Annotated in this window: 19 protein-coding genes and 7 tRNA genes; 8 read left to right on the top strand and 18 right to left on the bottom strand. The window is 44.4% G+C overall.

Annotated features, from left to right (window positions below):
- Positions 1–580 precede the first annotated feature (580 nt).
- From ACTQ53_RS05060 to dapA, 5 genes are all read right to left on the bottom strand, one after another.
- On the bottom strand, positions 581–2,746 hold the full coding sequence (locus ACTQ53_RS05060; protein WP_441932284.1) for a family 20 glycosylhydrolase: 2,166 nt from the start codon (positions 2,744–2,746) through the stop codon (positions 581–583).
- A 42-nt stretch (positions 2,747–2,788) separates the two neighbouring features.
- Positions 2,789–4,108 carry a YihY/virulence factor BrkB family protein gene (locus ACTQ53_RS05055; protein ID WP_441932282.1) on the bottom strand — a complete coding sequence of 440 codons (1,320 nt, stop codon included), beginning with the start codon at positions 4,106–4,108 and terminating at the stop codon, positions 2,789–2,791.
- A 103-nt stretch (positions 4,109–4,211) separates the two neighbouring features.
- Entirely contained in the window at positions 4,212–5,615 is a 1,404-nt protein-coding gene (uxaC, locus tag ACTQ53_RS05050) for a glucuronate isomerase (RefSeq protein ID WP_295347810.1), read from the bottom strand.
- 180 nt (positions 5,616–5,795) lie between these two features.
- Positions 5,796–6,683, bottom strand: coding sequence for an AraC family transcriptional regulator (locus ACTQ53_RS05045; RefSeq protein WP_264949929.1), 888 nt, complete (start codon positions 6,681–6,683; stop codon positions 5,796–5,798).
- Between the two features lie 118 nt (positions 6,684–6,801).
- Positions 6,802–7,689, bottom strand: coding sequence for a 4-hydroxy-tetrahydrodipicolinate synthase (gene dapA / locus ACTQ53_RS05040; protein ID WP_153122741.1), 888 nt, complete (start codon positions 7,687–7,689; stop codon positions 6,802–6,804).
- Between the two features lie 221 nt (positions 7,690–7,910).
- Here dapA and truA point away from each other — a divergent pair, with 221 nt between their 5' ends.
- Together truA and ACTQ53_RS05030 are read left to right on the top strand one after the other, a co-directional pair.
- The gene (truA, locus tag ACTQ53_RS05035) at positions 7,911–8,648 is read left to right on the top strand and encodes a tRNA pseudouridine(38-40) synthase TruA (RefSeq protein ID WP_294971553.1); all 738 of its coding nucleotides are present in this window, start codon (positions 7,911–7,913) and stop codon (positions 8,646–8,648) included.
- A 142-nt stretch (positions 8,649–8,790) separates the two neighbouring features.
- On the top strand, positions 8,791–9,708 hold the full coding sequence (locus tag ACTQ53_RS05030; RefSeq protein ID WP_441932279.1) for an EamA family transporter: 918 nt from the start codon (positions 8,791–8,793) through the stop codon (positions 9,706–9,708).
- Between the two features lie 91 nt (positions 9,709–9,799).
- On the opposite strand, the gene ACTQ53_RS05025 is transcribed toward ACTQ53_RS05030, so the two are convergent.
- The 11 genes from ACTQ53_RS05025 to ACTQ53_RS04975 all read right to left on the bottom strand — a co-directional run bounded on the left by ACTQ53_RS05025 (position 9,800) and on the right by ACTQ53_RS04975 (position 18,725).
- Positions 9,800–11,827 carry a M13 family metallopeptidase gene (locus tag ACTQ53_RS05025; protein ID WP_441932278.1) on the bottom strand — a complete coding sequence of 676 codons (2,028 nt, stop codon included), beginning with the start codon at positions 11,825–11,827 and terminating at the stop codon, positions 9,800–9,802.
- A gap of 12 nt (positions 11,828–11,839) precedes the next feature.
- Positions 11,840–13,282, bottom strand: coding sequence for a sodium:solute symporter (locus ACTQ53_RS05020; protein WP_441932276.1), 1,443 nt, complete (start codon positions 13,280–13,282; stop codon positions 11,840–11,842).
- Positions 13,283–13,505: 223 nt separating this feature from the next.
- A tRNA-Asp gene (locus tag ACTQ53_RS05015) sits at positions 13,506–13,579 on the bottom strand.
- A 36-nt stretch (positions 13,580–13,615) separates the two neighbouring features.
- A tRNA-Asp gene (locus ACTQ53_RS05010) sits at positions 13,616–13,689 on the bottom strand.
- Between the two features lie 31 nt (positions 13,690–13,720).
- Positions 13,721–13,794 (bottom strand) — tRNA-Asp (locus ACTQ53_RS05005).
- A gap of 96 nt (positions 13,795–13,890) precedes the next feature.
- The gene (locus tag ACTQ53_RS05000) at positions 13,891–14,421 is read right to left on the bottom strand and encodes a GNAT family N-acetyltransferase (RefSeq protein WP_295347820.1); all 531 of its coding nucleotides are present in this window, start codon (positions 14,419–14,421) and stop codon (positions 13,891–13,893) included.
- Positions 14,422–14,498: 77 nt separating this feature from the next.
- Positions 14,499–15,599, bottom strand: coding sequence for a glycosyltransferase family 2 protein (locus ACTQ53_RS04995; RefSeq protein WP_441932275.1), 1,101 nt, complete (start codon positions 15,597–15,599; stop codon positions 14,499–14,501).
- Positions 15,600–15,610: 11 nt separating this feature from the next.
- Positions 15,611–16,039, bottom strand: a complete 429-nt coding sequence (locus ACTQ53_RS04990) for a hypothetical protein (RefSeq protein WP_441932274.1) — start codon at positions 16,037–16,039, stop codon at positions 15,611–15,613.
- 49 nt (positions 16,040–16,088) lie between these two features.
- Positions 16,089–16,700, bottom strand: a complete 612-nt coding sequence (recR, locus tag ACTQ53_RS04985; RefSeq protein ID WP_294972398.1) for a recombination mediator RecR — start codon at positions 16,698–16,700, stop codon at positions 16,089–16,091.
- A 6-nt stretch (positions 16,701–16,706) separates the two neighbouring features.
- Complete coding sequence (locus tag ACTQ53_RS04980) at positions 16,707–17,195, bottom strand: outer membrane beta-barrel protein (RefSeq protein ID WP_217761001.1); 489 nt, start codon at positions 17,193–17,195, stop codon at positions 16,707–16,709.
- A 21-nt stretch (positions 17,196–17,216) separates the two neighbouring features.
- A complete protein-coding gene (locus ACTQ53_RS04975) occupies positions 17,217–18,725 on the bottom strand; it encodes a carbon starvation CstA family protein (RefSeq protein WP_294972400.1) in 1,509 nt (502 codons plus the stop codon).
- 136 nt (positions 18,726–18,861) lie between these two features.
- Here ACTQ53_RS04975 and ACTQ53_RS04970 point away from each other — a divergent pair, with 136 nt between their 5' ends.
- From ACTQ53_RS04970 to ACTQ53_RS04950, 5 genes are all read left to right on the top strand, one after another.
- Entirely contained in the window at positions 18,862–20,616 is a 1,755-nt protein-coding gene (locus ACTQ53_RS04970; RefSeq protein WP_295347830.1) for a family 10 glycosylhydrolase, read from the top strand.
- An 85-nt stretch (positions 20,617–20,701) separates the two neighbouring features.
- A tRNA-Lys gene (locus ACTQ53_RS04965) sits at positions 20,702–20,774 on the top strand.
- 25 nt (positions 20,775–20,799) lie between these two features.
- Positions 20,800–20,873: transfer RNA gene (locus ACTQ53_RS04960), tRNA-Arg, on the top strand.
- Positions 20,874–20,910: 37 nt separating this feature from the next.
- Positions 20,911–20,984 (top strand) — tRNA-Arg (locus ACTQ53_RS04955).
- A 34-nt stretch (positions 20,985–21,018) separates the two neighbouring features.
- Positions 21,019–21,091: transfer RNA gene (locus ACTQ53_RS04950), tRNA-Lys, on the top strand.
- A 361-nt stretch (positions 21,092–21,452) separates the two neighbouring features.
- Here the strand turns inward: ACTQ53_RS04950 and ACTQ53_RS04945 are convergent.
- Both ACTQ53_RS04945 and ACTQ53_RS04940 read right to left on the bottom strand, forming a co-directional pair.
- A complete protein-coding gene (locus ACTQ53_RS04945; protein WP_294967635.1) occupies positions 21,453–23,060 on the bottom strand; it encodes a hemin receptor in 1,608 nt (535 codons plus the stop codon).
- A 32-nt stretch (positions 23,061–23,092) separates the two neighbouring features.
- Positions 23,093–24,088: a hypothetical protein gene (locus tag ACTQ53_RS04940; RefSeq protein ID WP_441932272.1), complete on the bottom strand. Its 996-nt coding sequence runs from the start codon at positions 24,086–24,088 to the stop codon at positions 23,093–23,095.
- Positions 24,089–24,301: 213 nt separating this feature from the next.
- On the opposite strand from ACTQ53_RS04940, the gene prmA reads away from it, so the two are divergent.
- Positions 24,302–25,174: a 50S ribosomal protein L11 methyltransferase gene (gene prmA, locus ACTQ53_RS04935; protein ID WP_218416724.1), complete on the top strand. Its 873-nt coding sequence runs from the start codon at positions 24,302–24,304 to the stop codon at positions 25,172–25,174.
- The last annotated feature ends 65 nt before the right edge of the window (positions 25,175–25,239 follow it).

The following is a 25,239-nucleotide window of genomic DNA, read 5'->3' as shown; positions in this document are numbered from 1 at the left end:
ATTTTGTCACGACTTTGTGGCAGGAATTCAAAAAAAAGGCACTACCTTTGCACCAGCAAAAGAGAGATTGTAATAAGGATAATGTAAAAAAGGAGACCCGGAAACGAGGCTCCATTAAAGAACGAAAGGAAACAAATTATGATGACAACAGTAATGATTCTCGCAGTAGTAGCAATCATGATTGCTCAGGCTGTACATGTTAACAACAAGATTGAGAAGGGTCTTAGATAAGGCCACTTCAGGTAAAAAGAAAGATTGGCAGCAATGCCACAGTATTAATTTAAAAAAGAAAGGATAACGATTATGAAAACAATGTTTAAGAACATCAAGAAGGCCTTGAAGGCTATTCTTGCAGATTACATGAACGCTATGGAAATGTATGGCGAGGCTTTGAACAGAAGCCGTGGTTGTGCTTGCGCATAAGGGATTCACCCCCGAATGCAACAGCATTCTTAAGAGAAAGCAAACGAAGTAATTACGTTTATAATAATAAAAAAAGCGTGTGAGTAGCAATACTTACACGCTTTTTCTTTTATTATATGGTATCAATCTGATAATCGTCTGATTCTTTCCTGGATGTTTACCATTCCATAGAGAAGGTGATGCCTCTTCGCATCATATCCTTTGCCGTAGGCTTCAATCGGGTGAGGAATCCTTCCCAGGAGCGATTCTTCTGAAGACTCCATCCGGCTTCTGCCAAAGCCAATGCACGTGGATAAGCCTGATAAAAGATGCGCTCAGGAGAATTGATACACTCACTCCACAAGGTTCCGGCTACACCAAAGAGGTTGTTCTTTTCAAACTCCTCTCCCATTCCCCATGCAGGATCAAGATCGTAGGCTGCCTTCAAGGAAGTAACCGGCATTCCCCAGTTTACCTCAGGCATGTCGCCCTTGGCCATCGGATAGTCGAAATAGCAATGTTCACCTGGGCAAAGCAAGATGCGGGCATTGTTCTCCACCGCTGCCACCAATGCTTCCTTGGTGAGACCTGCACGCCATGCAAAGGTAACGCAACCTGGCTGAATCTTCTTGAAATCGGTCTCATACCAGAACATCGGAGTCTTATGATATTGGGTACGAAGAAGATCTATCACACGGTCGAAGAGATAGCCCTGCAGCTTCCAGTTCTCTGAACGGTCGGTAGTAGTAATACCGAGTTTCTTCTTCAATGCCTGACACTTAGGACAGTTGGTCCAGCAATCGAGGGCAGGATTACCAGCCTCGTCACCACCCAGATGAATGTATTCAGAAGGAAAGACATCGGCAAGCTCCTTGAATACATTTCCAAGAAACTCGTAAGTGAATTCATTACCGGCACAAAGCAATTCGTCAGATACACCGCAAGTAGTACGGATAGGCTTTCTTACTCCCTGGCAGGTCAATTCCGGATATACGCTGATAGCAGCCACCTCATGACCCGGCATCTCAATCTCAGGTACCACCTGGATATGATACTTGGCACAATATGCTACAAAGTCGCGCATCTGCTCCTGTGTATAATATCCCTTGATAGGCATCAGCATATCGTCCATACCCCATCGGCTGCTAGCCTCAGCGGTAAGACGAGGATATTTCTTGATTTCGATAGTCCATGCCTGATCATCCACCAAATGAAGATGAAGCATATTGAGCTTATAGCGAGCCATCTCAGGAACGAAAGCCTTCAACTCTTCGTATGGGATAAAGATACGGCAAGGGTCCACCATCAACTCTCTTACATGAGTGCGTGGCTGGTCTTTCAAAGCCAGCTGTGGGATAGCATCGCAACCCACCTTAGATGCATTGCCACGAAGCAACTGGTCGAAAGTCATCAATCCGTAGAAGACACCAGCTGCAGTCTTTCCCTTGATGACCACGCCCTTCTGCTGTACTTCCAGAGTATAAGCCTCAGCATCGGTAAGAGTAGGATCAATGGCAAGGGTCATCGTCAGCTGTGCTCCCTTCTGCTGAGCATTTCTCTCCTTGAGGATTCTGTCAGCATGTTCACGCTCATTAGCCAGACCTTCATCTGCCACAATCTTCCAGTTTCCCGTCACCTGCAACGGTGCAGCCTTTGCCTTCACCTTCAGATCCATCGGTACAGGAATCAGGCAAGCTTCAGGATTGCATACTTCCCTAGCCTGTTTCACTTCTCCGAAGAAAGCCTTCCAGCCTTGTGCCTTGCGGTAAGCCTTCTCGCTGCCTCTTGGCATGACCAGTTTCACGCCTCGCATGTTCACGCCCGAAAAAGCCGTAGCAGCAGCCTTTGGTGGAATATGGGAATTTACCCTGATGACCTGTACACCCTCAAGATTGGCAAAAGAGAACTCTCCTATCTCCGGTGTGCCTTCGATTGTGATGTTTTTCAGAGACTTGCAACCGGAAAAGGCTGCAGCCCCCACCTTCGTTACAGACTTGGGAATCACCACTTCCTGCAGGTTATCGCAGGCAAAGAAAGCCTGAGTACCTATCTCCTGCAACTGATTTGGCAAGATGATATGCTGCAGATGATGACGGGAATGGAATGCATTCTTAGGAAGAACAGGACAGGTTGCCTCGCTCAGGTCCAGATTTCTCAACTGCCAGCAGAGATCACGAAGCTGGCGGAAATCTGAATTTTTCGTAGTTGTCAAGGTTCCGGTCAACTTTAGATTAATAGCTGCAGATTTCTTCTCGGCATTCAGGTCTTTCATGTTGGCAATGGTTTGTGCCGACATGGAAGAAGCCAAGAGAGCAACAACTGCCAATGAAATAAATTTTCTCATACTCTAATGGTTTTAAAGGTTTATAATAATTTGAATATTTTTCTAGATGAAAGCTATTTTCTTGCCATTCTCCACAAAGTCCAGATTAACGACATCGATATTCTTCCACAATACCCAGTCGCTTTCCAGCTCTCCCAGTCCGGCAATATCTTCGCCATAGTTGAAGAGTCGCTCTATCATTGTTCCGTATGTTAGATGATCTATCTTCTCTATCGGATGCAGGATGACCGATTCTTCAAAACAGCCTTTCTTCTCACTCCGAATCTCTACCAGCAACTTCGCCTGCAAGAGTTCTCTTACAGCCTGATTGACTATCTGCTGCGGAATCTCCGTCAAGTCATGAATCTCCTTAGGCGTATAAGCCTGTTCACCATCATTGAAGCGCTTGCATACCAAATGCATCACCATGCCACAAACCCGGATGCGCTGTGACAGCTTCAGATGGTCGTAACTGAGATCGCCATCGTAATAATGGATGTTCTGATTGGTATGACAGAGCAAAGCGCCAAAGACCACGATAGCCCAGGATATCTGAAGCCACAACAGAAAAAGCGGAATGGCTGCCAGCGAACCGTAGATGACATTATAGCTGGAAAGAAATACCTGCAGATAGATGTAGCCATACTGCAAGGCTGTCATGCAGATACCCGCCAGGAATGAAGGCACCAGAGTACTGCTGACCCGGATATAAGTATTCGGAATGACATAATAGCAGAATACGAAGAACAGGAACATCGGAACAAATGCCGCCAGATGGAGGATAAACGAAGGAATCGTATCCCCGATATCGGCTATCTTGTCGACATTATCCACCATATTCACTATCCATACGTTGATGCTCGAAGCAAAGAGAATCATCAGTCCCAGACCGAAAAGGATGGTAGGATATTCTGTAACAATCTGCTTCCACGAACGCTCGCCCGTATGCCAGATATCATCAAAGGTAAGCTCTATCTTCTGCATCAGGGAAACGATGGTATAGAGAAACATCACGATACCCGTACCGATGATATAGTTGCTCTGCGTGTTCTCAATATAATTATGTACGAAGTCAACGATAGTCTTGGCAACAACCGGTTGTGCCTCGAAGGTGGTAGACAGCCATGACTCCAGCAATGACGCATAGCCGAAGCCTCGGGCAATAACAAACATCATCGCCATAAAAGGTATCAAAGCCATGAAGGAGGCGAAAGTCAATGCAGCTACATCCCTTGCCCACATATCCTTTACATAGAAGATGCGACCGGCAAGCATACCCATCTTGATCCAAGACTTCATTCTGCCCCGGAAATCCTTGATATTAGAAGAATTAAACTCTCTAATATCTTCGTAGAATCCTAGTATTCTGTCTATTACCCCCATATTCTGAAGTTTTACTCCGTTATCAAGCAACAAATCCCTCCACAACATCATCTCATGATGCCGTGAAGGGATTTGTCTTAGTATAATTGCTTAAGCTCTATGATTAATAGAACTTAAAGTAGTTGCGAGCGTTGTTGTAAGAGATGTCCTCTACCATGCGAGAGAGGCTCTCCATGTCGTTAGGAAGCAAGCCCTTCTCTACATCATTGCCGAGAAGGTTGCAGAGCAAACGACGGAAGTACTCGTGACGTGGGTAGCTGAGGAATGAACGTGAGTCGGTCAACATACCTACGAAACGGCTCAAGAGACCCAATACTGAGAGAGCGTTCATCTGACGGGTCATACCATCGAGCTGATCATTGAACCACCAGCCTGAACCGAACTGAATCTTGCCTGGGCAAGAACCATCCTGGAAGTTACCGAGCATAGTAGCGATAACCTCATTGGCGCATGGATTCAAAGTATAGAGGATAGTACGTGTCAACTTGCCTTCCATGTTCAATTCATTGAGGAAGCTGCTCATAGCCTTAGCTGTAGTGAACTCACCGATAGAATCGAAACCTGTATCAGCACCGAGCTTATTGTACATCAATGTATTGTTGTCGCGGATAGCGCCATAGTGGTACTGCTGAGTCCAGTCGGCAGCGTGATCCATCTCTGCGCAAACCTTGAGGAATGCATGCTTGTACTGACGGATTTCGAGTGCAGAAAGCTGCTGGCCACGCATAGCCTTAGCAAAGATAGTCTCAATCTGAGAATCTGTGTATGGCTCATCGTAGAACTCCTCAATACCGTGGTCGCTCAACTTACAGCCGTTCTCTGTGAAGAAGTCGTGACGCTTCTGCAAAGCATCAACCATATCCTGGAATGTAGTGAGATCTACACCTGCCACCTCACCGAGCTTGTTCATATAGTCAGCGAAGTCTGGCTTCTCGATGTTCATTGCCTTGTCAGGACGCCAAGCAGGAATCATCTTGATTTCGAAACCGCTCTCACGTGTCTGCTTGTGGTAACGGAGATCATCGATTGGGTCGTCTGTAGTACAAACGCACTCTACGTTATAGTGACGCATCAAGCCGCGAGCGCTGAACTCTGGCAGCTGCAACTTCTCGTTACACTCGTCATAGATTTCACGGGCAGTCTTAGGACTCAACTGCTTGTCGATACCGAAAGCTGTCTTCAGCTCCAAGTGGGTCCAGTGATACAGAGGGTTACGGAATGTATATGGTACAGTCTCAGCCCATTTCTCGAACTTCTCCCAGTCGCTGGTATCAGTACCTGTGCAGAAACGCTCGTCTACACCATTGGTACGCATAGCACGCCACTTATAGTGGTCACCACCGAGCCAAAGCTCTGTAATGCTCTTGAACTTGTGATCATTAGCAACCATCTCAGGGATGAGGTGGCAGTGATAATCGATGATTGGCATCTTAGCCGCATGATTGTGGAAAAGGTCCTGCGCTGTCTTTGTGTCGAGCAGGAAATTTTCATCCATAAATTGCTTCATAACTGTATAGTAGTTTTTAAATGTTTATTTATTACTATTAATTATGACGCAAAGATACAATAAATATTGGAATAGCAAATCGTTTAAGCGAAATATTTTTGATTATTTCACTTAAACGATTACGTTATCTTATGAATTTGAAGTTTTTAAAGTTGAAAAATAAAATTTCAAAGTTCCATATTATACGATGATTCTTGTCTTATGATAGTTCTCACGGAACTCACTTGGCGAGCATCCCTTCTTTTTCTTGAATATCCGGTTGAAATTGCTGAGGTTATTAAACCCGCAGTCAAATCCGATTTCACTGATACTTTTAGCTGTATCCACCAGCATGCGTGCCGCATAGCCGAGACGAAGGTCGATGATATACTCAGAAATGTTCCTGCCCGTATGAAGTTTGAAGAAACGGCTGAATGCACTCGAACTCATGCCCGCCAAAGAAGCAAGCTGAGGCAGGCGGAGATCATCCATATAATTCTTAGAGATATAATTCTTCACCTTTAATATACGGCGACTGTCGTCCTCAACGGCTACCTTAGCATAACTGGAAGAAGCCAAGGTACGGGCATTCTCGCACTTAGACAATTCATAGAGGATGGTCAGGAATTGCTGGACGGCATAAAAGCCATCCTTGATGCTACTCAATGTATCTAACAGACCATACACTTTCATGATTGCCTTTATCGGAAAACAAAGGCCTTTCTTAGCCTCCTGCATCATACGGGTAATGCTGGCATAAGGATTTCTTCCGAAAAGGGTTTCATCTGCCATACTGAAGTCAAACTGAATGGTAATCTCACGAATGTCCTCACTTCGGCATTCGTTCTGCTCCCATACATGCTCCAGGTCAGGAGAGGTGATAAGACAGAGATCATAATCGCCTATAACCTCCTGTGAATCGCCCACAATACGTTTCACACCGGCCGCATTCTCTACAAAATTAAGTTCGAATACCGAATGGTTGTGTATCGGATAGGTAAACTCTTTCTTGTGACGGTCAGCAATATATAGTACGTCCTTACCCATCAAAGGGGTAATTTCATGTATGATTCTTCTGTCTTCTGCCATAATGTTATAGTGATTAATGAGTAGTGAGTAGTGATTGAAGAGTAATGAATAATGATTAGTGATCATCATGCGCATACAATAATCACTAATCAATATTCACTAATCACTAATCAATATATTAAATATTCAATGTTCTAAGGATTTCGCTCATCTTCTGCTTGGTTGCGATACGTGTAGGTACCAGAGGCAGACGGAGTTCGTTCTCAATGAAGCCCATATCATTCAGCAGAGCCTTAACACCTGCAGGGTTACCATCCACAAAGAGCAGACTGTACAACTCTGTGAAAGAGTGATGAATCTTGCGTGCAGGCTCGTATTCACCGCGGAATTCCAGACGAATCATACGGCTGAATGCCTTTGGCAGTGCATTACCGATTACAGAGATAACACCAGCAGCACCACTTGCTATCATAGAGAAGGTAAGCGCATCATCACCACTGATAACTTCAAAGTTATCCGGCTTGTTCTTGATAATCTCATCTACCTGCTCCAGGCTGCCACTAGCTTCCTTCACTGCTACTACATTAGGGAAATCGCGCGCAATGCGACAAGTGGTCTCAGGCTTCATGTTAATACCTGTACGACCAGGAACATTATAGAGTACGATAGGCAGTGGACTAACCTGAGCAATTGCCTTGAAATGCTGATACAAGCCTTCCTGAGATGGCTTGTTGTAATAAGGACAAATACTGAGGATGCCATCAATGCCACTCCAGTCAGTGTTCTTGATTTCATCCACGACAGCAGCAGTATTGTTGCCGCCACAATATTTCAAAATCTTGACGCGCCCCTTGTTCACGTCTTTCACCAATTCAGTAATCTTGTCTTTCTCTTCCTGGGTCAGGCATGGAGCCTCACCAGTAGTGGCAAGGATGCAAAGAAAGTCTGCACCATTGTCAATTTGGAACTCTACCAATCTCTTGAGAGACTGATAATCAACCGATCCGTCGGCCTTAAATGGAGTAATGAGGGCAATACCTAAGCCCTTAAAAATATTCTGTGCCATAATCTATTAAACAAAATCGTTGGCAAAAGTACACAATTATTGTCAAAATGCAAAATAAAATCAGAATTTTCTTTCAAGATTGTATCATTTTTGAAAATATTCTGTATTATTATACCATATTTCACGTTTTTTTAGTAACTTTGCACCCGAATTAAGCGAAAAACGAAGGGCAAACCAAGCTCTATGTTCGAAGCTCAAAGTAAAACAGTTCAAAGTTAATAATGAGATATTTTATATTCTTTGGTTACGACGGAACCAACTATCACGGCTGGCAGATTCAGCCTAATGCCAATTCGGTACAGCAGGAGTTGCAGCGTGCACTCTCCATACTTCTGAGAAAAGAGATAGAAGTAGTGGGAGCCGGAAGAACCGACACAGGAGTACATGCCCGCAACATGGCGGCTCACTTCGAAGCTGAGATTACGATGGAACTCGACCAACTGGTATATCGTCTGAACCGAATTCTGCCACGTGACATCGCAGTATACGAAGTACAGGAGGTTAATCCTGAGATGCACGCCCGCTTCTCTGCCACCTCGCGTACCTATCATTATTATATCCACACAAAAAAGGACCCATTCGAGCGTCACTATTCCCTGCAGATGAACTATCCTCTCGACTTCAAGAAGATGAACGAGGCTGCACAGCATTTTCTGCAACACGAAGACTATGCTGCTTTCTGCAAGGCGGGCGGTGACAACAAGACCACCATCTGTCATGTAACGACAGCCCGCTGGGTTCAGACCTCTCCCACTACCTGGTATTTCGAAATCACCGCCAACCGTTTCCTGAGAAACATGGTGAGAGCCGTGGTGGGTACCCTCATCGATGTGGGCAGGGGAAAGATTACGATGGAGCAGTTCCTCGACATCCTGCACAATGGCAGCCGCAGCGATGCGGGCGAAAGCATGCCAGGCAATGCCCTGTTCCTGGAAGACGTGGGGTACATGGAACTTTGAGATTTGAACTTTGAACTTTATGATTAGCATGACAGGCTATAATCCTATAAGTTGCAAGACAAGCCATATCATAAAGTTCAAAGTAAAAGAAATCACAAAGTTCAAAGTAATAAATGGTCAAAGTTCTAAGTTCAAAATAAATATGTGGTTAGTATTAGCATTTCTCTCAGCAGCGCTGCTGGGATTCTATGATGCCTTCAAGAAGAAGGCACTTTCAGGTAACGCAGTAATTCCCGTGCTCTTCTTGAACACGCTTTTCTCATCACTCATCTTCCTGCCGTTCATCATCTTGAGCTATACAGGAAATTCGCTGGATGGAACCATGTTCCATGTAGCCGAAGGCGGATGGGAAGTTCACAAGTATATCGTGCTCAAGAGTTTCATCGTATTGAGCAGTTGGATCTTCGGTTATTTCGGCATGAAGCATCTGCCACTCACCATCGTGGGGCCTATCAATGCCACCCGTCCGGTAATGACACTCGTGGGTGCCCTGCTGGTTTACGGCGAGGTACTCAACCTCTACCAGTGGATTGGTGTCATTCTTGCCATCATCTCCTTTGCCATGCTTTCGCGCAGCGGAAAGAAGGAGGGCATCGACTTCAAGCACAACAAGTGGATTTACTTCATCGTTCTGGCTGCCGTACTCGGTGCGGTGAGTGGTCTATACGATAAGTATCTGATGGCTCCACCCGAGAATGGTGGTGTAGGATTGGATAGAATGATCGTGCAGAGCTGGTACAACATCTACCAGTGCTTCCTCATGGGAGCCATGCTCCTGATGATATGGTGGCCTACCAAGAAGAACTCCACCTCATTCCATTGGCATTGGAGCATCATCTTCATCAGCATCTTCCTTTCGGCTGCCGATTTCGTATATTTCTACGCATTGAGCTTGCCGGGAGCCATGATCAGTATCGTCAGCATGATCCGCCGCGGTTCGGTCATCGTCAGCTTCCTCTTCGGTGCAGCCATCTTCCACGAGAAGAACCTCAAGGCTAAGTTTGTTGACCTTCTTCTCGTTCTGCTCGGAATGCTGTTCCTTTATTTCGGAACAAAGTAATCTGCATAGCATACGAAACTTTCTGCAAAGAAAGCAACAAGCATAAAAAAAGTCTTGCAAGCCAATGTGCCTGCAAGACTTTTTTATGTTTTTACCAGATATGTGCACGCTTGTTCTTTGGAACAAAGAGCTTGTCGCCCTTCTTGATGTTGAATGCCTTGTACCATGCATCCACCATTGGGAGGGCACCGTTCACACGAGCCTCGTTTGGAGAGTGAACATCCACGGTCATCAGATACTGCAGGTACTCAGGACGGGCATTGCCTGCCCATACACGTGCCCATGCCAGGAAGAAGCGCTGTTCTGGAGTAAATCCATCCTTCACACCCAACTTCTCTGTCTTCATCACATTCTGAAGTGCACGGAAAGCGATGTTCAAACCACCATTGTCACCGATGTTCTCACCCAGGGTCATCTGGCCGTTTACCTTCTTGCCAGCCAACTCAATCTTGTTGAAATGGTCAACCAGAATCTTGGTGCGAGACTCGAAGTTCTTCTTATCTGCAGCGGTCCACCAGTTGTGCTGGTTACCAGTCTTGTCAAACTGGCTACCCTGATCGTCAAAACCGTGGCTCATCTCATGACCGATTACACCACCGATACCGCCATAATTCATCGCATCATCAGCTGTTGGATCGAAGAAAGGAGGCTGCAGGATTGCTGCAGGGAAGCAGATCTCGTTGGTAGTTGGGTTGTAATAAGCATTGATAGTCTGAGGAGTCATTCCCCACTCTGTCTTATCTACCGGCTTGTTCACCTTACGGGCAATGGCATCCTTGGTAAAGAACTCAGAGATGTTTGCCATATTCTCGTAGAGAGAGAGGCTGTCATCTACCTGCAAACCGCTATAGTCCTTCCACTTGTCAGGATAACCGATCTTGATGATGAAGTTCTCCAACTTATCCTTAGCCTGTGCCTTGGTAGCAGCACTCATCCATGTAGCCTCATCGATGCGCTGAGAAAGCGCAGTCTGGAGATTGTGAACGAGGTCGAGCATACGCTTCTTGCTGCTTTCAGGGAAGTACTTCTCTACGTAGATCTTTCCGATAGCCTCACCCAAAACGCCGCTCACGGTACTTACAGCACGCTTCCAGCGAGGACGGTCCTGCTGAACACCGCTCATTACCTTGCTCAACTGGAAGGATACGGCACGGAAATCATCGCTCAACACACTGGTAGCACCAGAAATCACCTTAATCTCTGCGTATGTCTTCAAATCATCCAGAGAGGTCTCTGCGAGAATCTTCTCAACCTCGTGGATTGGCTCAGGCTGACCTACACAAACTTCCTTGAAAGCAGGAAAACCGGATGCCAGGAACACGTTGCCCCAGTCGATGCCAGGATAATCGAGCACGAGCTGGTTGTAGGTCATCTTGTGATAGTTCTTGTCGATGTCGCGGAGCTGTACCTGGCTATAGCTTGCCTTAGCGATGCGGGTCTCGATGGCCATCACAGCCTCCATCTTCTTCTGGGCTGTAGCCTCGTCGTTGCCTACCATCTGAAAGAGCTTCTTCATATAAGCCTTGTATGCATCACGGATCTTCTTGGTCTGCTCGTCATCGTTTACATAGTAATCGCGTACACCAAGACCAATACCGCCCTGTCCTACCTCAACGAGGTTGTTGGCGGCATCACGAAGGTCGGCACCAACACCGATACCATACATCATGGTACCCTCGCCACGGAAATCGAGCTGAGCTGTTACCAACTGATACTCTCTGCGGTCCTTGATGGCAGCGATACGGTCGAGAGTTGGCTTGATAGGTGCCCATCCCTCCTTGTTCAGGCGAACGCTGTCCATACGGAGGTTGTAGAGCGAACCGATCTTTTGTCCGAGCGAACCCTTCTGCTGTGGCTTGGAAGCATATTCAAGGATGATGTCCTGAATGCGCTTCTGATTCTGCTCAAAGAGGTCTGTAAAAGCACCATTATCAGTATGCTCAGCATCAAGCGGATTGTTCTTCATCCAGTTGCCTGCGGCATAACGATAGAAATCATTTCCTGGCTTGATGCTCAAGTCCATATTGGCCTTGTCAATACCAGAGCCCAACTTATCCTGCTGGGCAAAAGCTGTTGTTGCACTGAGCAACAATGCAGCGAATAACACTTTTGTTTTCATTGTTTATAATGTTTATAGTTTATGTTTCATATTGAATTGGCTTGCACTACTCAAGGCTAGACCGGCGAAGGTCAAGCCACCGTTCAGCATCAAGAGTTCGTAACCAAACTTATAACCTGTAAGCTGTGAGGTCATGTTATCGATGACGAAACAGATAAGCGGACTGGCTATGCAAATCCATGGTGACCACCGGTCGTTCACCTGTCGCCTTGTAAGCAAACTGAAGGCAAACAATCCCAACAATGGTCCATAAGTATACGAGCAGAGAATGTAGATGGCATCAATAACGCTGGTAGAGTTGATGGCCTTGAAGGCGATGATGAACAGCATGAACACCACCGCAACCAACAAGTGCATACACTTGCGGAGCTTCACATCATCCTTCCTGCCCAGGATATCTACACAAAGACTCGTGGTTATAGCAGTCAGTGCAGAGTCGGCACTGGAGAAACTGGCAGCAACAATACCAATGGTAAAGAGCACAACCACCAAGGTTCCCATCGCTCCTGATGCCGCAAAGATCGGCAGCAGATCATCAGGAGCAGATGGCAAAGCCACTCCCTGTTTCTGAGCCAGCATCATCAGCAGTACACCCAGACTCAAGAAAAGCAGATTGGCTGGCACAAAGGCAAAGCCGTAGGTACAAACATCTTTCTGTGCCTCTCGAAGCGACTTGCAGGTAAGATTCTTCTGCATCATGTCCTGATCTAATCCTGTCATCACAATCACCACAAACACACCACTGAGAAATTGTTTCCAGAAGTTCTGCTTCGATACCCAATCATCAAAGACAAAGATGCGGGAATGACTATCTTGAACAATTGCCGAAACAGCCTCAGAAGGCGTCATGCCTAAGGCTGCCATCACCTGATAGATAATCAGGATGAGCGCCGCAAACATACAGGTGGTCTGGAAGGAATCCGTCCACACCAGAGTCTTGATGCCACCCTTTCGGGTATAGAGCCAGATGAGCATCACCATCACAGGCACCGTTATCCAGAACGGAACACCCACCCCATCGAGCACAAACCGCTGCAACAAGATACAGACCACAAAGAAGCGAACTGCGGCTCCAGTCATCTTAGACAAGAGGAAGAATGAAGCTCCCGTCTTATATGAGCGCTCACCCAACCGCTGCTGCAAGTAGCTATAAATGGTAGTGAGATTATACCGATAATAGATAGGCAGCAAAAGGAAACCTACGGCAAAATAACCCACGATAAATCCAAGACACATCTGAAGATAGGTCATATCGGTCTTCATCACCATGCCCGGCACACTGACAAAGGTAATACCCGAGATGGAAGCACCCACCATACCGAAGGCTACCATATACCAAGGCGAACGTCGGTTAGCTCTATAAAACGTTTCATTACTGCTGGCACGTCTTGCCGTGATGTGACTGAAAAGCAACAACACGCAGAAATATGCCAAAATTGTGATGATAATAATCATTTCTTTCTCTCTTTTTATATCTATTATTCCTTAACAGAGAATTTTAAACATTCCCTTTATGGATGCAAAGATACAGATAATTAAGGAAATATCAAAATTATTTCTAAACCTTAACAAAGAAATAACATACAGAAAGAAAGTGAAGAGTGAAGAGTGAAGAATGGAGAGAAGCAGGGGGTATAAAAACAAAAAACCTCCGAGAATCACTTCTCGAAGGTTTCTGCGGTGCGTACGAGACTCGAACTCGTGACCTCCTGCGTGACAGGCAGGCATTCTAACCAACTGAACTAACGCACCATAATGCTTATGGAGGATTCAAATTTAAAATGTTTGCGGTGCGTACGAGACTCGAACTCGTGACCTCCTGCGTGACAGGCAGGCATTCTAACCAACTGAACTAACGCACCAAACAAGTGGCTTAGAAGACAAATGATTAAGCGGTGCGTACGAGACTCGAACTCGTGACCTCCTGCGTGACAGGCAGGCATTCTAACCAACTGAACTAACGCACCAATTAAATCAAATTGAATTGCTAAACGCTCATTTTTCATTTGCGGTTGCAAAGGTACTACAAATATTTGACTCCACCAAATTTTTCTGCAACTTTTTTACAAAAAACATTGAAAAAGATAGGCATCTACGTAGAAATCACCCTCAAATAGCCATTCTTTGAGCATTTTACTCCCCTCGAACCCTACAGAATGTAACATTTTCACAGCCTTCTCATTTTTGGTAGAGACAATGGCATACAACTGATGAAGGTGTAAAATTTCTTTAGAATATACCAATAATTGGCGAATTGCTTCTTGAGCATATCCTTTTCCACGAACTTCATCCTTGATAACAATGCCGATTTCAGCACGAAGATGACGCGGATCAAAATTTATCAGGTCTACCATACCCACCGTTTCATGCTGTCCATTCTCTATAATAAGGCGCATCTGGCGATCAGCATAAATATCTGCCGAAGCACTGGCTATATAATCTATCAGCATTTGGCGAGAGTAAGGTACATTGGTACACCCTACTCCCCACAAACTTCTATCATTTTCCACTTCATAGAGAAACTCAAGATCCTCCATCTCCAAAGCTCGCAAATAAACCAAAGGTTTACTACCTTTACCATTCATTTCATTCATACAGTAATGACTTTTTGATTTATATATAAATATTGTACGCGCGTACATTAATTATATATCAAGATTACACTTATCCATTATAGATATGGCATTTCTTCCTTATCCACGACACATCTATCAGTTATAACCTTGCCAATGCTCTTGGTATAAATGGCTAATTTCACCTGCTCATCCGACTTTTCCTTAAGATGGCGGAACATATCCTCATAATTCATCTCATCAGCATCGAATAACAAATATTGGGAATCATCTCTCTGGGATGGAGAGAAAAATCCCAAACTCTTACGCATTCTTTTCGAGAGCATCCTTACTAACGCCACAGAAGCTTTGGCGTAAATGGCAATCTTGATAGGAATACTCAACAAGAGAGACATACCCGAATAATGCTTGCGAAAGAAGATAAGCATTGCCTCATAAAAGACATGCACATATCTGAAACTTGACTTTTCTGTACTCTCACCCTTATAATGCAAGATATCTACAGGCAAATAGTAATTATGAAAACCGCCCTTTAATATACGATAAGAAAGATCGATATCCTCACCATACATAAAGAAATCCTCATCAAGCAATCCCACTTTCTCTATAGCCTGACGGCGCAACATGCAGAAAGCCCCACTCACAACATCGATTTGGGCAGGTTCATTCCAAGGAAGATAACCCATATAATAACGGCCAAACACCTTGCTCTTTGGCCAGCGGGCACAAAAGCCCATCATCTTATAAAAAGCTACCATCGGAGAAGGCAAGCCACGCCTGCTTTCCATCGCCACCTGCCCATTAGCACCAATCATTCTCACCCCCAAAGCACCAGCATCAGAATGAGCATCCATAAAGCCAAGACATTCCTCAAGAACATGTTCACCTACGATTGTATCAGGATTCAACAAGAGAACATACGCGCCCTTGCTCTGACGAATGGCAATGTTGTTGGCACGGGCGAAGCCCAGATTATGCACACTGCTCACAATCTTCAGCATAGGATACAGGTTCTTTGGATAGCGCTTTTCAAGATATTTCACAGACCCATCGGTAGAATGATTATCCACAACAATTATTTCCACCTGATTTCCTTTGCGTTCCACATCCACCATATCAATGGCCTTCAGTACAGAACGTAAACATTGATCTATATAGTACTTGACATTATAGCTGACAATAATAACAGATAATTTCATAAATCAAGCGTTCAATCTTCACTAACCTCAGCCTCACATCTGCCAATGCTAGGATAAACAAAGAAAAGACAAAGGAAAAGAATAATTGCCATATAGCCAAAAGCCGGTGACATGGTCTGATAATACATGAAAGTATTGATCAACATCGGCAGACAAAGCATATTAAGACGCGCTGTACCCCAAGGCAAAAGCGCATCACCCTTACGAGCCACCAACTTACGGTGGACAGCCTTCAAACTGAACATTTTCAACGCAACAGGAATAGCCACAATGGTTACCAACTCCATCATGGTGAGAATGACAAACATCAAGGTTGCATCGGATGCCATATCAGTAGGAGTAAGAATTTCCGTCTCATAAAGACCTACCAACAGCAAAGTGACAACAACCATAAAGAAGAAGTTGGTCAATAATATTCGTTGTACTTGTTTGATATTCATTATTATTTAAATATGTAGAGTTTAATATTTGATTACCTTTTATATATAGCTATCTTTCGAAAGGAGTACGATTGAGAATGCTTCTACCCAGGGTAACCTCATCCGTGTATTCCAATTCATCACCCACAGAGATACCACGGGCGATAACCGATAGTTTCACCGGAAAATCAGCAAGTTTACGGGAGATGTAGAAATTGGTGGTATCACCCTCCATTGTACTGCTCAACGCAAAGATTACTTCCTTGATACCTCCAGCTGCCACACGCTGCACCAATGATTCTATTTCTATATCAGAAGGTCCAATACCATCCATCGGTGAAATAATCCCTCCCAACACATGATAGAGACCATGGAACTGCTGTGTATTTTCTACTGCCAATACATCCTGCACATTCTCTACCACACAAACCGTAGTAGTATCCCGACGTGAATCAGAGCAGATTGGACATACATCCGTATCGCTGATATTATGGCATATGCGACAATACTTTACTTCACGCTTCATTTTGGAGATAGAATTGACAAACTGTTCAACCTCTTCCCCACTCTGGCGGAGCATAAAAAGCACAAGGCGCAAGGCGGTCTTACGCCCTACGCCCGGTAGCTTAGCAAACTCAGCCACCGCCTTCTCCAGCAATGCCGATGAAAACTGTTGCTGCATATTCTATTACAAATAAATACCTATTCCGACCTTCACGCCTACAGTAGAATAATCGGAATGATTCTTAAAACTCTGATCATAATACACTGCAGGTTCTATGGTAACCTGCTTACTCACGAAGAATGCATATCCTACCTCAACACCAGGCATCACATCATTATAACTGCCGGTATGAATCAACTTCATGCCAGCCCCCAGATAAATACCATTCTGCTCTATATAATATCTGCCCTGAGCGCCCAAGGCCCAATAATCCTTCACGCCCTCCAAGCCAGAATGCTTATACTCAGCCTGTGCCAGAAGCATCATATCGTCTTCGAAAAAATAACCAGCCTTAGCCTGAATACCAAGGCTGAGTTCCTCTGAGCCATTATAACTCAAATTCAAGCCCGTCAATGACGCACCACAATATTGTTTTCCACTTTCAAACTGGGCATGAGCTCCAACAGATACCATCAGACCCAATGCCACAACAGCTATTTTTTTTATACGCATAATAATGTGTATTAGTTAATATTATTTATTTCTTTTCTTAAACCAAGAGAAGAACCACACCAATGCTACCACCAGGATAATGACACAACCCGAATAGCCGAGAGTACCATCAAGTCCTAACGCCTGTGGAGATATCAACAGGAAGGTAGAGCAAACCACTGTCATAAACAGGGCAGGTACCAAGGTGATAATAAACGGTTTCTTCTGCTGTACCAGATAAACAGTTATAGTCCAAAGAGTGAACACAGACAAAGTCTGATTGGCCCATCCGAAATACTGCCAAATGATATTGAATCCATCCGGATTCTCCATCTGCCATACCAGAATGCCCACTGTAGCAGCAAACAATGGTATGCATACATATAATCGCTTACGCATAGAGCGCTGTTCCAATCCGATAAACTCAGCAATGATAAGGCGTGCACTTCTCAAAGCTGTATCACCACTCGTGATAGGAGCGGCTACAACTCCCAACAGTGCAAGGATACCACCAGCTACACCAAGCCAACTGGAGCAAACCAGCTTTACCACTTGCGGAGCTGTGAAATTCTGAAGGAGAGACTTACCTCCATCAGCCTGCGCAATAAACTCCTGAGCCACCTCAGGAGATACGCATTCACGCCATCCTCCATAATAGAAGAAGTACATGGAAACGGTAGCCCAAATCACAGCAACAATACCCTCTGTAATCATCGCTCCATAGAATATAGGACGTCCCATCTTCTCATTCTTCATACAACGAGCCATCAACGGACTCTGTGTTGCATGGAAACCACTGATGGCACCGCATGCAATGGTAATGAAGAGGCAAGGGAACAACGGATTGACAGCCATATATCCCTCGGCACCCAACCATGCCGGATTCTCGTTCAGATTGGAATCACTCAAATTGCTCCAAAGTTCTGGCAATGTAGGCCATTTCAAGAACAAACCGATCATCAACGCTCCTGCCATAAACAGAAGCGAAAAAGCGAAGAGAGGATATACCTTACCGATAATCTTATCAATAGGCAACAATGTTGCTATGATATAATAAAGGAAGATAACCAATATCCACATCATCTGACTGCCCCATATATCTTTCAATATCACAGCAGGGCTGTACACAAATACAGCACCCACCATCATCAAAAGCAATACAGAGAATACCAGCATCACCTTCTTGGTGGTTCCGCCGAGATACTTGCCCACCAACTCCGGCAATCCAGCACCGCCATTACGGATACTGAGCATACCACTCATATAATCGTGCATGGCTCCTGCAAAGATACAGCCGAAGATGATCCACAGATAAGCCACCGGTCCGTACCAGGCACCCATGATGGCTCCAAAAATTGGTCCCGTTCCCGCAATATTGAGGAACTGAATCATAAAGATTTTCCAACTTGGCAGCACCATGAAGTCGACACCATCGGCTTTGGTCACTGCTGGCGTAGGGCGGTCATCAGGACCGAACACTCTCGCCACAAATTTTCCATAAAGCATGTAGCCCAAAACAAGAGCCACTAAACTAATGATAAAACTGACCATTTTCTTGTATTTTTTTTAAAATTCTCTCCTATTTTGTGATTAAATCACATGTTTTTTAATTATTCAGTGGCAAAAGTACTATTTTTATTTGAAATACGGAAAAATATCAGTATCTTTGTTGCCAAATTGTAAGATTATGCACAGAATTAAGATATTTTTCTTCCTTTTGTGCTCTGTTTTGCCTTCAAAAGCACAGAGCTACACATACAAGGAACCTACACAAAAAGCAACTAGCATCGTATTCAACGACCAAGCTCCCAAGCACGAAGTGCGTGCCGTATGGCTCACCACTATCGGCGGCATAGACTGGCCGCATTCATACGCTCAGTCATCTCTATCAGCAGAGAAACAGAAGCAAGAGCTTCGTTCTATCCTTGACCGCCTGCAAAAAGCACATATCAACACCGTGCTTCTGCAAACCCGCATAAGAGGAACCATGATATATCCCTCCGACTACGAGCCATGGGATGGTTGCCTTTCCGGATTTCCCGGCAGAAGTCCAGGCTACGATGCATTACAGTTTGCCATCGACGAATGTCACAAACGTGGCATGGAACTTCACGCTTGGATAGTAACTATCCCTGTCGGTAAATGGAATGCATTGGGTTGCAAAAAACTCCGAACCAAGTTTCCCGGCCTGATTCGCAAAATTGGTGCCGACGGCTACATGAATCCAGAAGACTGTCGTACAGGAAACTATCTTGCTCAAATATGCCGAGAAATCTCTAACAGATATAATGTAGATGGAATCCACCTAGATTATATCCGTTATCCAGAAACCTGGAACATCAAGGTAAGCAGAGAACAAGGCAGACGGTATATAACCAATATCGTACAAAAGATCAACGACGCAGTCAAATCACAGAAACCCTGGATCAAGATGAGCTGTTCACCTGTGGGTAAATATGATGACTTGAGCAGATATTGGAGCCACGGCTGGAATGCCAACACCAAAGTTTGCCAAGATGCGCAAGGCTGGTTACGGGATGGCTTGATGGATGAACTCTTCCCTATGATGTACTTTAGAGATGAGCATTTCTATCCTTTTGCTATCGACTGGCAGGAACAGAGCCACGGCAAGATTGTGGTTCCAGGTCTTGGTATCTACTTCCTTGACCCACGTGAAGGCAAATGGAATATCAAAGACATCACGGCAGAAATGCAGCATACCCGCAACCTGGGAATGGGCTACGCATTCTTCCGCAACAAATTCCTGCTCGACAACAGACAAGGCATCCTGGATTTCACGACTCAGTTTAATCCATATCCTGCACTCGTTCCACCGATGACATGGGCAAGCAACAAACAGCCTTCACAGCCTCAACAGTTCAAAGTTGCTAAGGCTGGCGAAAAGTTATGCTTATCATGGAGCAATGTAAATACATATACGGATGGCAGCAAAATCACTACACCTTATATATATAATAATGTATATGCGAGTAGAACCTACCCCGTAGACATCACTGATGCCCGTAATCTGATAGCTGCACGACATCAAGGAACCCATATCAGCATCACCGGAAATGTAGATACCGATGAACATCCTCTCTATTTTGCCGTCACTTCTGCTGATGGATATGGCATAGAGAGCACTGCAACCCAAGAATATCAGGCCGACATCCTAAGAAATCACCAACATTATGGTGCAGCCAAAATCTTAGTTTGCAACGACAACAAGATAATCCTCGGAGAAACTACAAAAATAATGGATGCAAAGATTGCAGAGGTTGAAACGCTCCAAGGAACGGTAATCAAGAGATACTTCATTAACAATAACCAGGTAAATATCAGTACATTACCTTCCGGCACCTACCGACTGTCAGGGGTCAATCATAAGGGTTGTAGACACCTGCTGGGTACCTTCACCAAGAAAGAAAATAAAAAAAAATAGAAAAAAGTTGCGAAAAAATTTGGTGGAATCAAAAAAATGTAGTACCTTTGCACTCGCAATTCAGAAATGAGGCTATCAAGAAGATGCACCCTTAGCTCAGTTGGTAGAGCAACTGACTCTTAATCAGTGGGTCTAGGGTTCGAATCCCTAAGGGTGTACAACTTGAGAATAAGCTAAAGAAATGGTTCCGTAGCTCAACTGAATAGAGCACTTGACTACGGATCAAGAGGTTCAAGGTTTGAATCCTTGCGGAATCACTTCAATAGTCAGCCCTACTTAAGAATCAATATGAATGGTTCCGTAGCTCAACTGAATAGAGCACTTGACTACGGATCAAGAGGTTCAAGGTTTGAATCCTTGCGGAATCACTTCTTTTGATTACACAAGCAATCATTAAAAGTTGCACCCTTAGCTCAGTTGGTAGAGCAACTGACTCTTAATCAGTGGGTCTAGGGTTCGAATCCCTAAGGGTGTACAAAGAGAAGCGTTTCCAAAAAGGAAACGCTTTTTTGTTTTATATCATCCCCTCACTTCACCCCGCTGCTTTCACTATATACATACATGACTACCAGCAACAAAAAAAATAGGACCTGTTTCACAACAGATCCTATCACATACTTACTAAAACTAAATTAACCACTAAAAAAACTAATATCATTTTCTTATGAGAACCTCTACATAGAGAGACCTCAAAAGTCTTTTGTAATTTAAACACCGGATAAGAACCGTCTCTTATCCTAATCGCAATGCAAAGATAGAACAAATATTTGAAACAACCAAATAAATTATACTATTTTTTATCGGTTCGTCCAAAATATCTCTAAATTTTACATTTTTTAAAACTTATAGCCTACTGTCATCAATAATTGATGACGATTATTCTCTACCTGAGTAGCCTTAACAGAACAACCCATATCTGAGAAACTTTCGAATGGATAGAAATCTCCCTTCTGAGTAGAATACTGATAAGCTACATCTATAGCCAGATTCTGGTAATTGAAACCTACACCCAAAGTGAAACGATTCATCGCCTTCCAGTTGGTATAATCGGCAGAAGAAGCTATATAAACACCATTGCTATCAAATGTCTGATCACGCAAGGCATTATCCTTATACATTGGCGATACGTAATTATAACCCAATCGGACAGACAACATGTCAACAGGCTTGATCTCTGCACCCAACTTCAAGGTGCTTACACCTTGCAGATTCAATCGGGTATCGTTATTCATAGCCTCGTCACTGCTACTGCTCTCATAATACTCTCCCCAATAAGCATCATAATAACCGCCATCTTTTACACGGTTGTCCATATGGTCGTACCATGCATACTCATAAGTTGCACCAAGAGCCAGATAATTACTTACTGTATGGCCCAAGCTGGCACCCACCTTCCATGGTGTATTGAGACGGAAATCATAATCTATACTCTGACCTCTATCACCCTTGACATAACAAGGCTGCTGACTTCCATCTTTTTCCTCATAGGTAGCAGGATCATTGTTTCCCCAAATACTAATATCATTATCACCACTAACCGTAAGATCATAGAAGATAGGGCTATTGAAATAAGCACCAATACGGAAAGGAGAATCCTTGACAGGACGGAAGATAACACCTGCCTTCACATCAAATCCAGTACCTGTAATCTTCAGCTGTTCAAAAGAATCCATTATATTGCCGTCAACGAAGTTTTCGGAATAAAAGGAATTGCTGTTGTAATGAACGTCATGAAGACCGATGGTCAGACCCAGCCAAACCTGATTATTAAGCGATCCACTGATATTGAAATCATAGGTACCGATATAACCATGCTGATACTGACCAAACAAATACTGATTAGCCTCAGCATAAGCCAAGCCACCATCGGTAGGAACAGTAAACAAACCAGGCTGATAGTTTCCTGAATTATCCTTATACCCACCAAGGTTGGCGTCCTGACTGGTCCACCCCGCATACTCCTTGAAATTCTTAGCTGCGGTTATCTTATTAAGAGAAACATCCTTCAATGCTCCGGCAGCATTCAGAATTTGTCCAAAATCAGCACTCTTATGATAATTGAAAGCCAGATTCAGCCAATTGGTACCTTTGTTTTTCGGACTCCATACGATACCCACCTGGTCAAAGGTAGGATGACTCTTCTTACCATTAAAGGTAATAGTAGAAGCATTGTATTCCGTATAATTCTCTGCGTCTGTCTGAGCAATAACTCCTGCAGTAAGAGTCACTTGACTTCTACGGAAAAGACCAACACCAGCAGGGTTACTGCTGATAGTGGAAATATCGGCACCCAAAGCTTCCATAGCACCACCCATACCCACATAGCGGGCAGTACCGGTAAGCTGGGGTGCAGCCAACTTAGCGTCCTGATAAGTTTCTTGCGCAGCAGCAGTCATGCTAGCCATGAGCATACTGGCAAAGAATATATGTTTTAAATTATTCATAATCTTCTCAAATACTAATTATTGTTATCATTTTATCTTCTTCCACCGAAGCTGCCGCCACCAGAGTGACCGCCACCGCCACCGAAGCTACCGCCACCGGAACGGCCACCGCCACTGAAGCTACCACCTCCGAAGCTGCCGCCACTGTTACCAAAGCCTGAATTGCCGCGACTACCCCAAGAAGAGTTGTTATTGTTGTAGTTGTAGTTGCCGTTATTCTGGCGCTGACCAAAGCTGCGATTAGATCCACTTCGGCGCGAATAAGTATTGCGATTATTACCAGCAATGCCAGTAAACCGATGATTAGAACCATCGATACGGCCCGGGTTGTTATAACGCTTGTTGCCAGCAAATCCGCCATAACTTACATGACCTATCATCGGACCACCCCAATACCATGGGTTATAATATCCACCCCAGCCATAGTACCATGGGCTGTACCAGCCACCATACCAACCAGCATAGCTATAATACCATGGATCGTACCAAGGGTCAAACCAAGGATCATACCAGCCGGCATAATATCCGTAACGCCAAGGGTTGTGCCATCCCCACATACGGCTGCGCCAGTAATAAGGACCATAGCCGTAATAGTCATAGAACCAAGGATTATAATATCCATCCCAACGGCTCATTTCCCGAGTACGGCTGAAGTCTTCTTCCGGGTCAGCATATTTCTGTGCAAAATAAGCATCATCATAGATACTGTCAGGAGCAACACCCTTTCCTACATGAAACTGGATGATATCATTACCCAGGGAATCTTTCCCTACATTCTCATAATGACTCAAGAATCTACCACCGCGATTATATTCATCCACGCTTCGGTTGCTTCCACTCCAGTACAAGGCATATATACTGTCTCTACGTGCTTTCTGCTCGGCATAAGCACGCTGTAATTGCGCACGATGCTCAGCTTGCTTCTTGGCCTCTTTCTTTGGATTGAAGTAGAGGTCATCGTCCTGCGCCATTGCCGTAAAAGGCATGGTTGCTGCCATGAGGACTGCTAGAAGATACATCTTTTTCATTTTACTATTCTCCTATTTTGATATGGAGTTTTTACTCCATTTGGGGTTATTATTTATATAAATATAATAATCATAATGCAAAAATATTGCATATCTTACTGCAAAAGTACAGAAAAACCCTAAATAATGGTAGGATTTCCCCTATTTTTTATAATTTTGCAGAAAAATTAAATGAATTCAAACGTTTTTCAACATTTATACACATAAAAAGGCATGAAATACTTAGTAGCATCATTCAATATTGAGACCGCTCCCGACCTGATGGAAGCAGCTCGCGACCTCCTTGCCGACGGAGCTGCCGAGGCTGGATTTGAATCGTTCGAGGAAACGGAAACAGGCATGGAGGCATACGTACAGAAAGACCTTTTCGATAAGGAGGCGCTTGATGCCTATATCTCTGATTTTCCTATCATGGATACCCAAATCACCTATGACATCCAGGATGCCGAGGACAAAGACTGGAATCAGGAATGGGAGGAACAAGGATTCGCTCCTATTTTTGTGGACGACCAAGTTGTTATATACGATGCCAAGCATCCAGAACTCTATCCAGACACAAGTAACCGTCCGGACATCATCGAGATAGGTATTGAAGCAAAACTTGCCTTTGGCACAGGAAATCATGAGACTACCCGTATGATTATCTCGCAATTGCTCCAGATGCCTATCAAGACCAAACGCATTCTGGATTGCGGTACCGGAACCGGCATTTTGGGACTCACCTCTTCCAAACTAGGAGCCAAAGATGTTGTAGGATATGACATCGACGAATGGAGCGTTGAAAATGCCAAACATAATGCTGTCCTCAATGGCGTTGACAATATGGAAGTATTCTTCGGAAACAGCAGCGTTCTCAACCATGTCAGCGGCGTATTTGATGTAGTGATGGCAAACATCAACCGCAACATCCTGCTTGAAGACATGAAACTGTTCCGCAGCGTCATGAACATTGGTGGCTCTCTGATACTCAGCGGATTCTACGAAGAGGACATTCCTGTTTTGCTGGAAAATGCTGCAGAGCTTGGACTTCACGAAACCAACCGTCATGTTGACAACAACTGGGCTTGCCTAGTACTTGGGGAATAGAAAAGCCAGAGCGTCAGATTACCCTATCAACAGTAAAAATATAAGGTGTAATTCATAAAGTACAT

This window comes from Prevotella sp. Sow4_E9_plate, from assembly GCF_052116205.1.
Classification (GTDB): Bacteria; Bacteroidota; Bacteroidia; order Bacteroidales; family Bacteroidaceae; genus Prevotella.
The sequence above is the reverse complement of the archived record's forward strand: the minus strand, read 5'-3'. Positions and strand labels throughout refer to the sequence as shown.

What these genes read in the sequence shown, in the direction of transcription:
- ACTQ53_RS05020 (WP_441932276.1), bottom strand. Translation starts at nt 13,282, where the DNA reads ATGATTATTATCATCACAATTTTGGCATATTTCTGCGTGTTGTTGCTT.
- ACTQ53_RS04980 (WP_217761001.1), bottom strand. Translation starts at nt 17,195, where the DNA reads ATGCGTATAAAAAAAATAGCTGTTGTGGCATTGGGTCTGATGGTATCT.
- ACTQ53_RS05025 (WP_441932278.1), bottom strand. Translation starts at nt 11,827, where the DNA reads ATGAAAACAAAAGTGTTATTCGCTGCATTGTTGCTCAGTGCAACAACA.
- ACTQ53_RS05045 (WP_264949929.1), bottom strand. Translation starts at nt 6,683, where the DNA reads ATGGCAGAAGACAGAAGAATCATACATGAAATTACCCCTTTGATGGGT.
- uxaC (WP_295347810.1), bottom strand. Translation starts at nt 5,615, where the DNA reads ATGAAGCAATTTATGGATGAAAATTTCCTGCTCGACACAAAGACAGCG.
- ACTQ53_RS04995 (WP_441932275.1), bottom strand. Translation starts at nt 15,599, where the DNA reads ATGAAATTATCTGTTATTATTGTCAGCTATAATGTCAAGTACTATATA.
- prmA (WP_218416724.1), top strand. Translation starts at nt 24,302, where the DNA reads ATGAAATACTTAGTAGCATCATTCAATATTGAGACCGCTCCCGACCTG.
- ACTQ53_RS05000 (WP_295347820.1), bottom strand. Translation starts at nt 14,421, where the DNA reads ATGAATGAAATGAATGGTAAAGGTAGTAAACCTTTGGTTTATTTGCGA.
- ACTQ53_RS04945 (WP_294967635.1), bottom strand. Translation starts at nt 23,060, where the DNA reads ATGAATAATTTAAAACATATATTCTTTGCCAGTATGCTCATGGCTAGC.
- ACTQ53_RS04970 (WP_295347830.1), top strand. Translation starts at nt 18,862, where the DNA reads ATGCACAGAATTAAGATATTTTTCTTCCTTTTGTGCTCTGTTTTGCCT.
- ACTQ53_RS04990 (WP_441932274.1), bottom strand. Translation starts at nt 16,039, where the DNA reads ATGAATATCAAACAAGTACAACGAATATTATTGACCAACTTCTTCTTT.
- dapA (WP_153122741.1), bottom strand. Translation starts at nt 7,689, where the DNA reads ATGGCACAGAATATTTTTAAGGGCTTAGGTATTGCCCTCATTACTCCA.
- ACTQ53_RS04975 (WP_294972400.1), bottom strand. Translation starts at nt 18,725, where the DNA reads ATGGTCAGTTTTATCATTAGTTTAGTGGCTCTTGTTTTGGGCTACATG.
- ACTQ53_RS05060 (WP_441932284.1), bottom strand. Translation starts at nt 2,746, where the DNA reads ATGAGAAAATTTATTTCATTGGCAGTTGTTGCTCTCTTGGCTTCTTCC.
- recR (WP_294972398.1), bottom strand. Translation starts at nt 16,700, where the DNA reads ATGCAGCAACAGTTTTCATCGGCATTGCTGGAGAAGGCGGTGGCTGAG.
- truA (WP_294971553.1), top strand. Translation starts at nt 7,911, where the DNA reads ATGAGATATTTTATATTCTTTGGTTACGACGGAACCAACTATCACGGC.
- ACTQ53_RS05055 (WP_441932282.1), bottom strand. Translation starts at nt 4,108, where the DNA reads ATGGGGGTAATAGACAGAATACTAGGATTCTACGAAGATATTAGAGAG.
- ACTQ53_RS04940 (WP_441932272.1), bottom strand. Translation starts at nt 24,088, where the DNA reads ATGAAAAAGATGTATCTTCTAGCAGTCCTCATGGCAGCAACCATGCCT.
- ACTQ53_RS05030 (WP_441932279.1), top strand. Translation starts at nt 8,791, where the DNA reads ATGTGGTTAGTATTAGCATTTCTCTCAGCAGCGCTGCTGGGATTCTAT.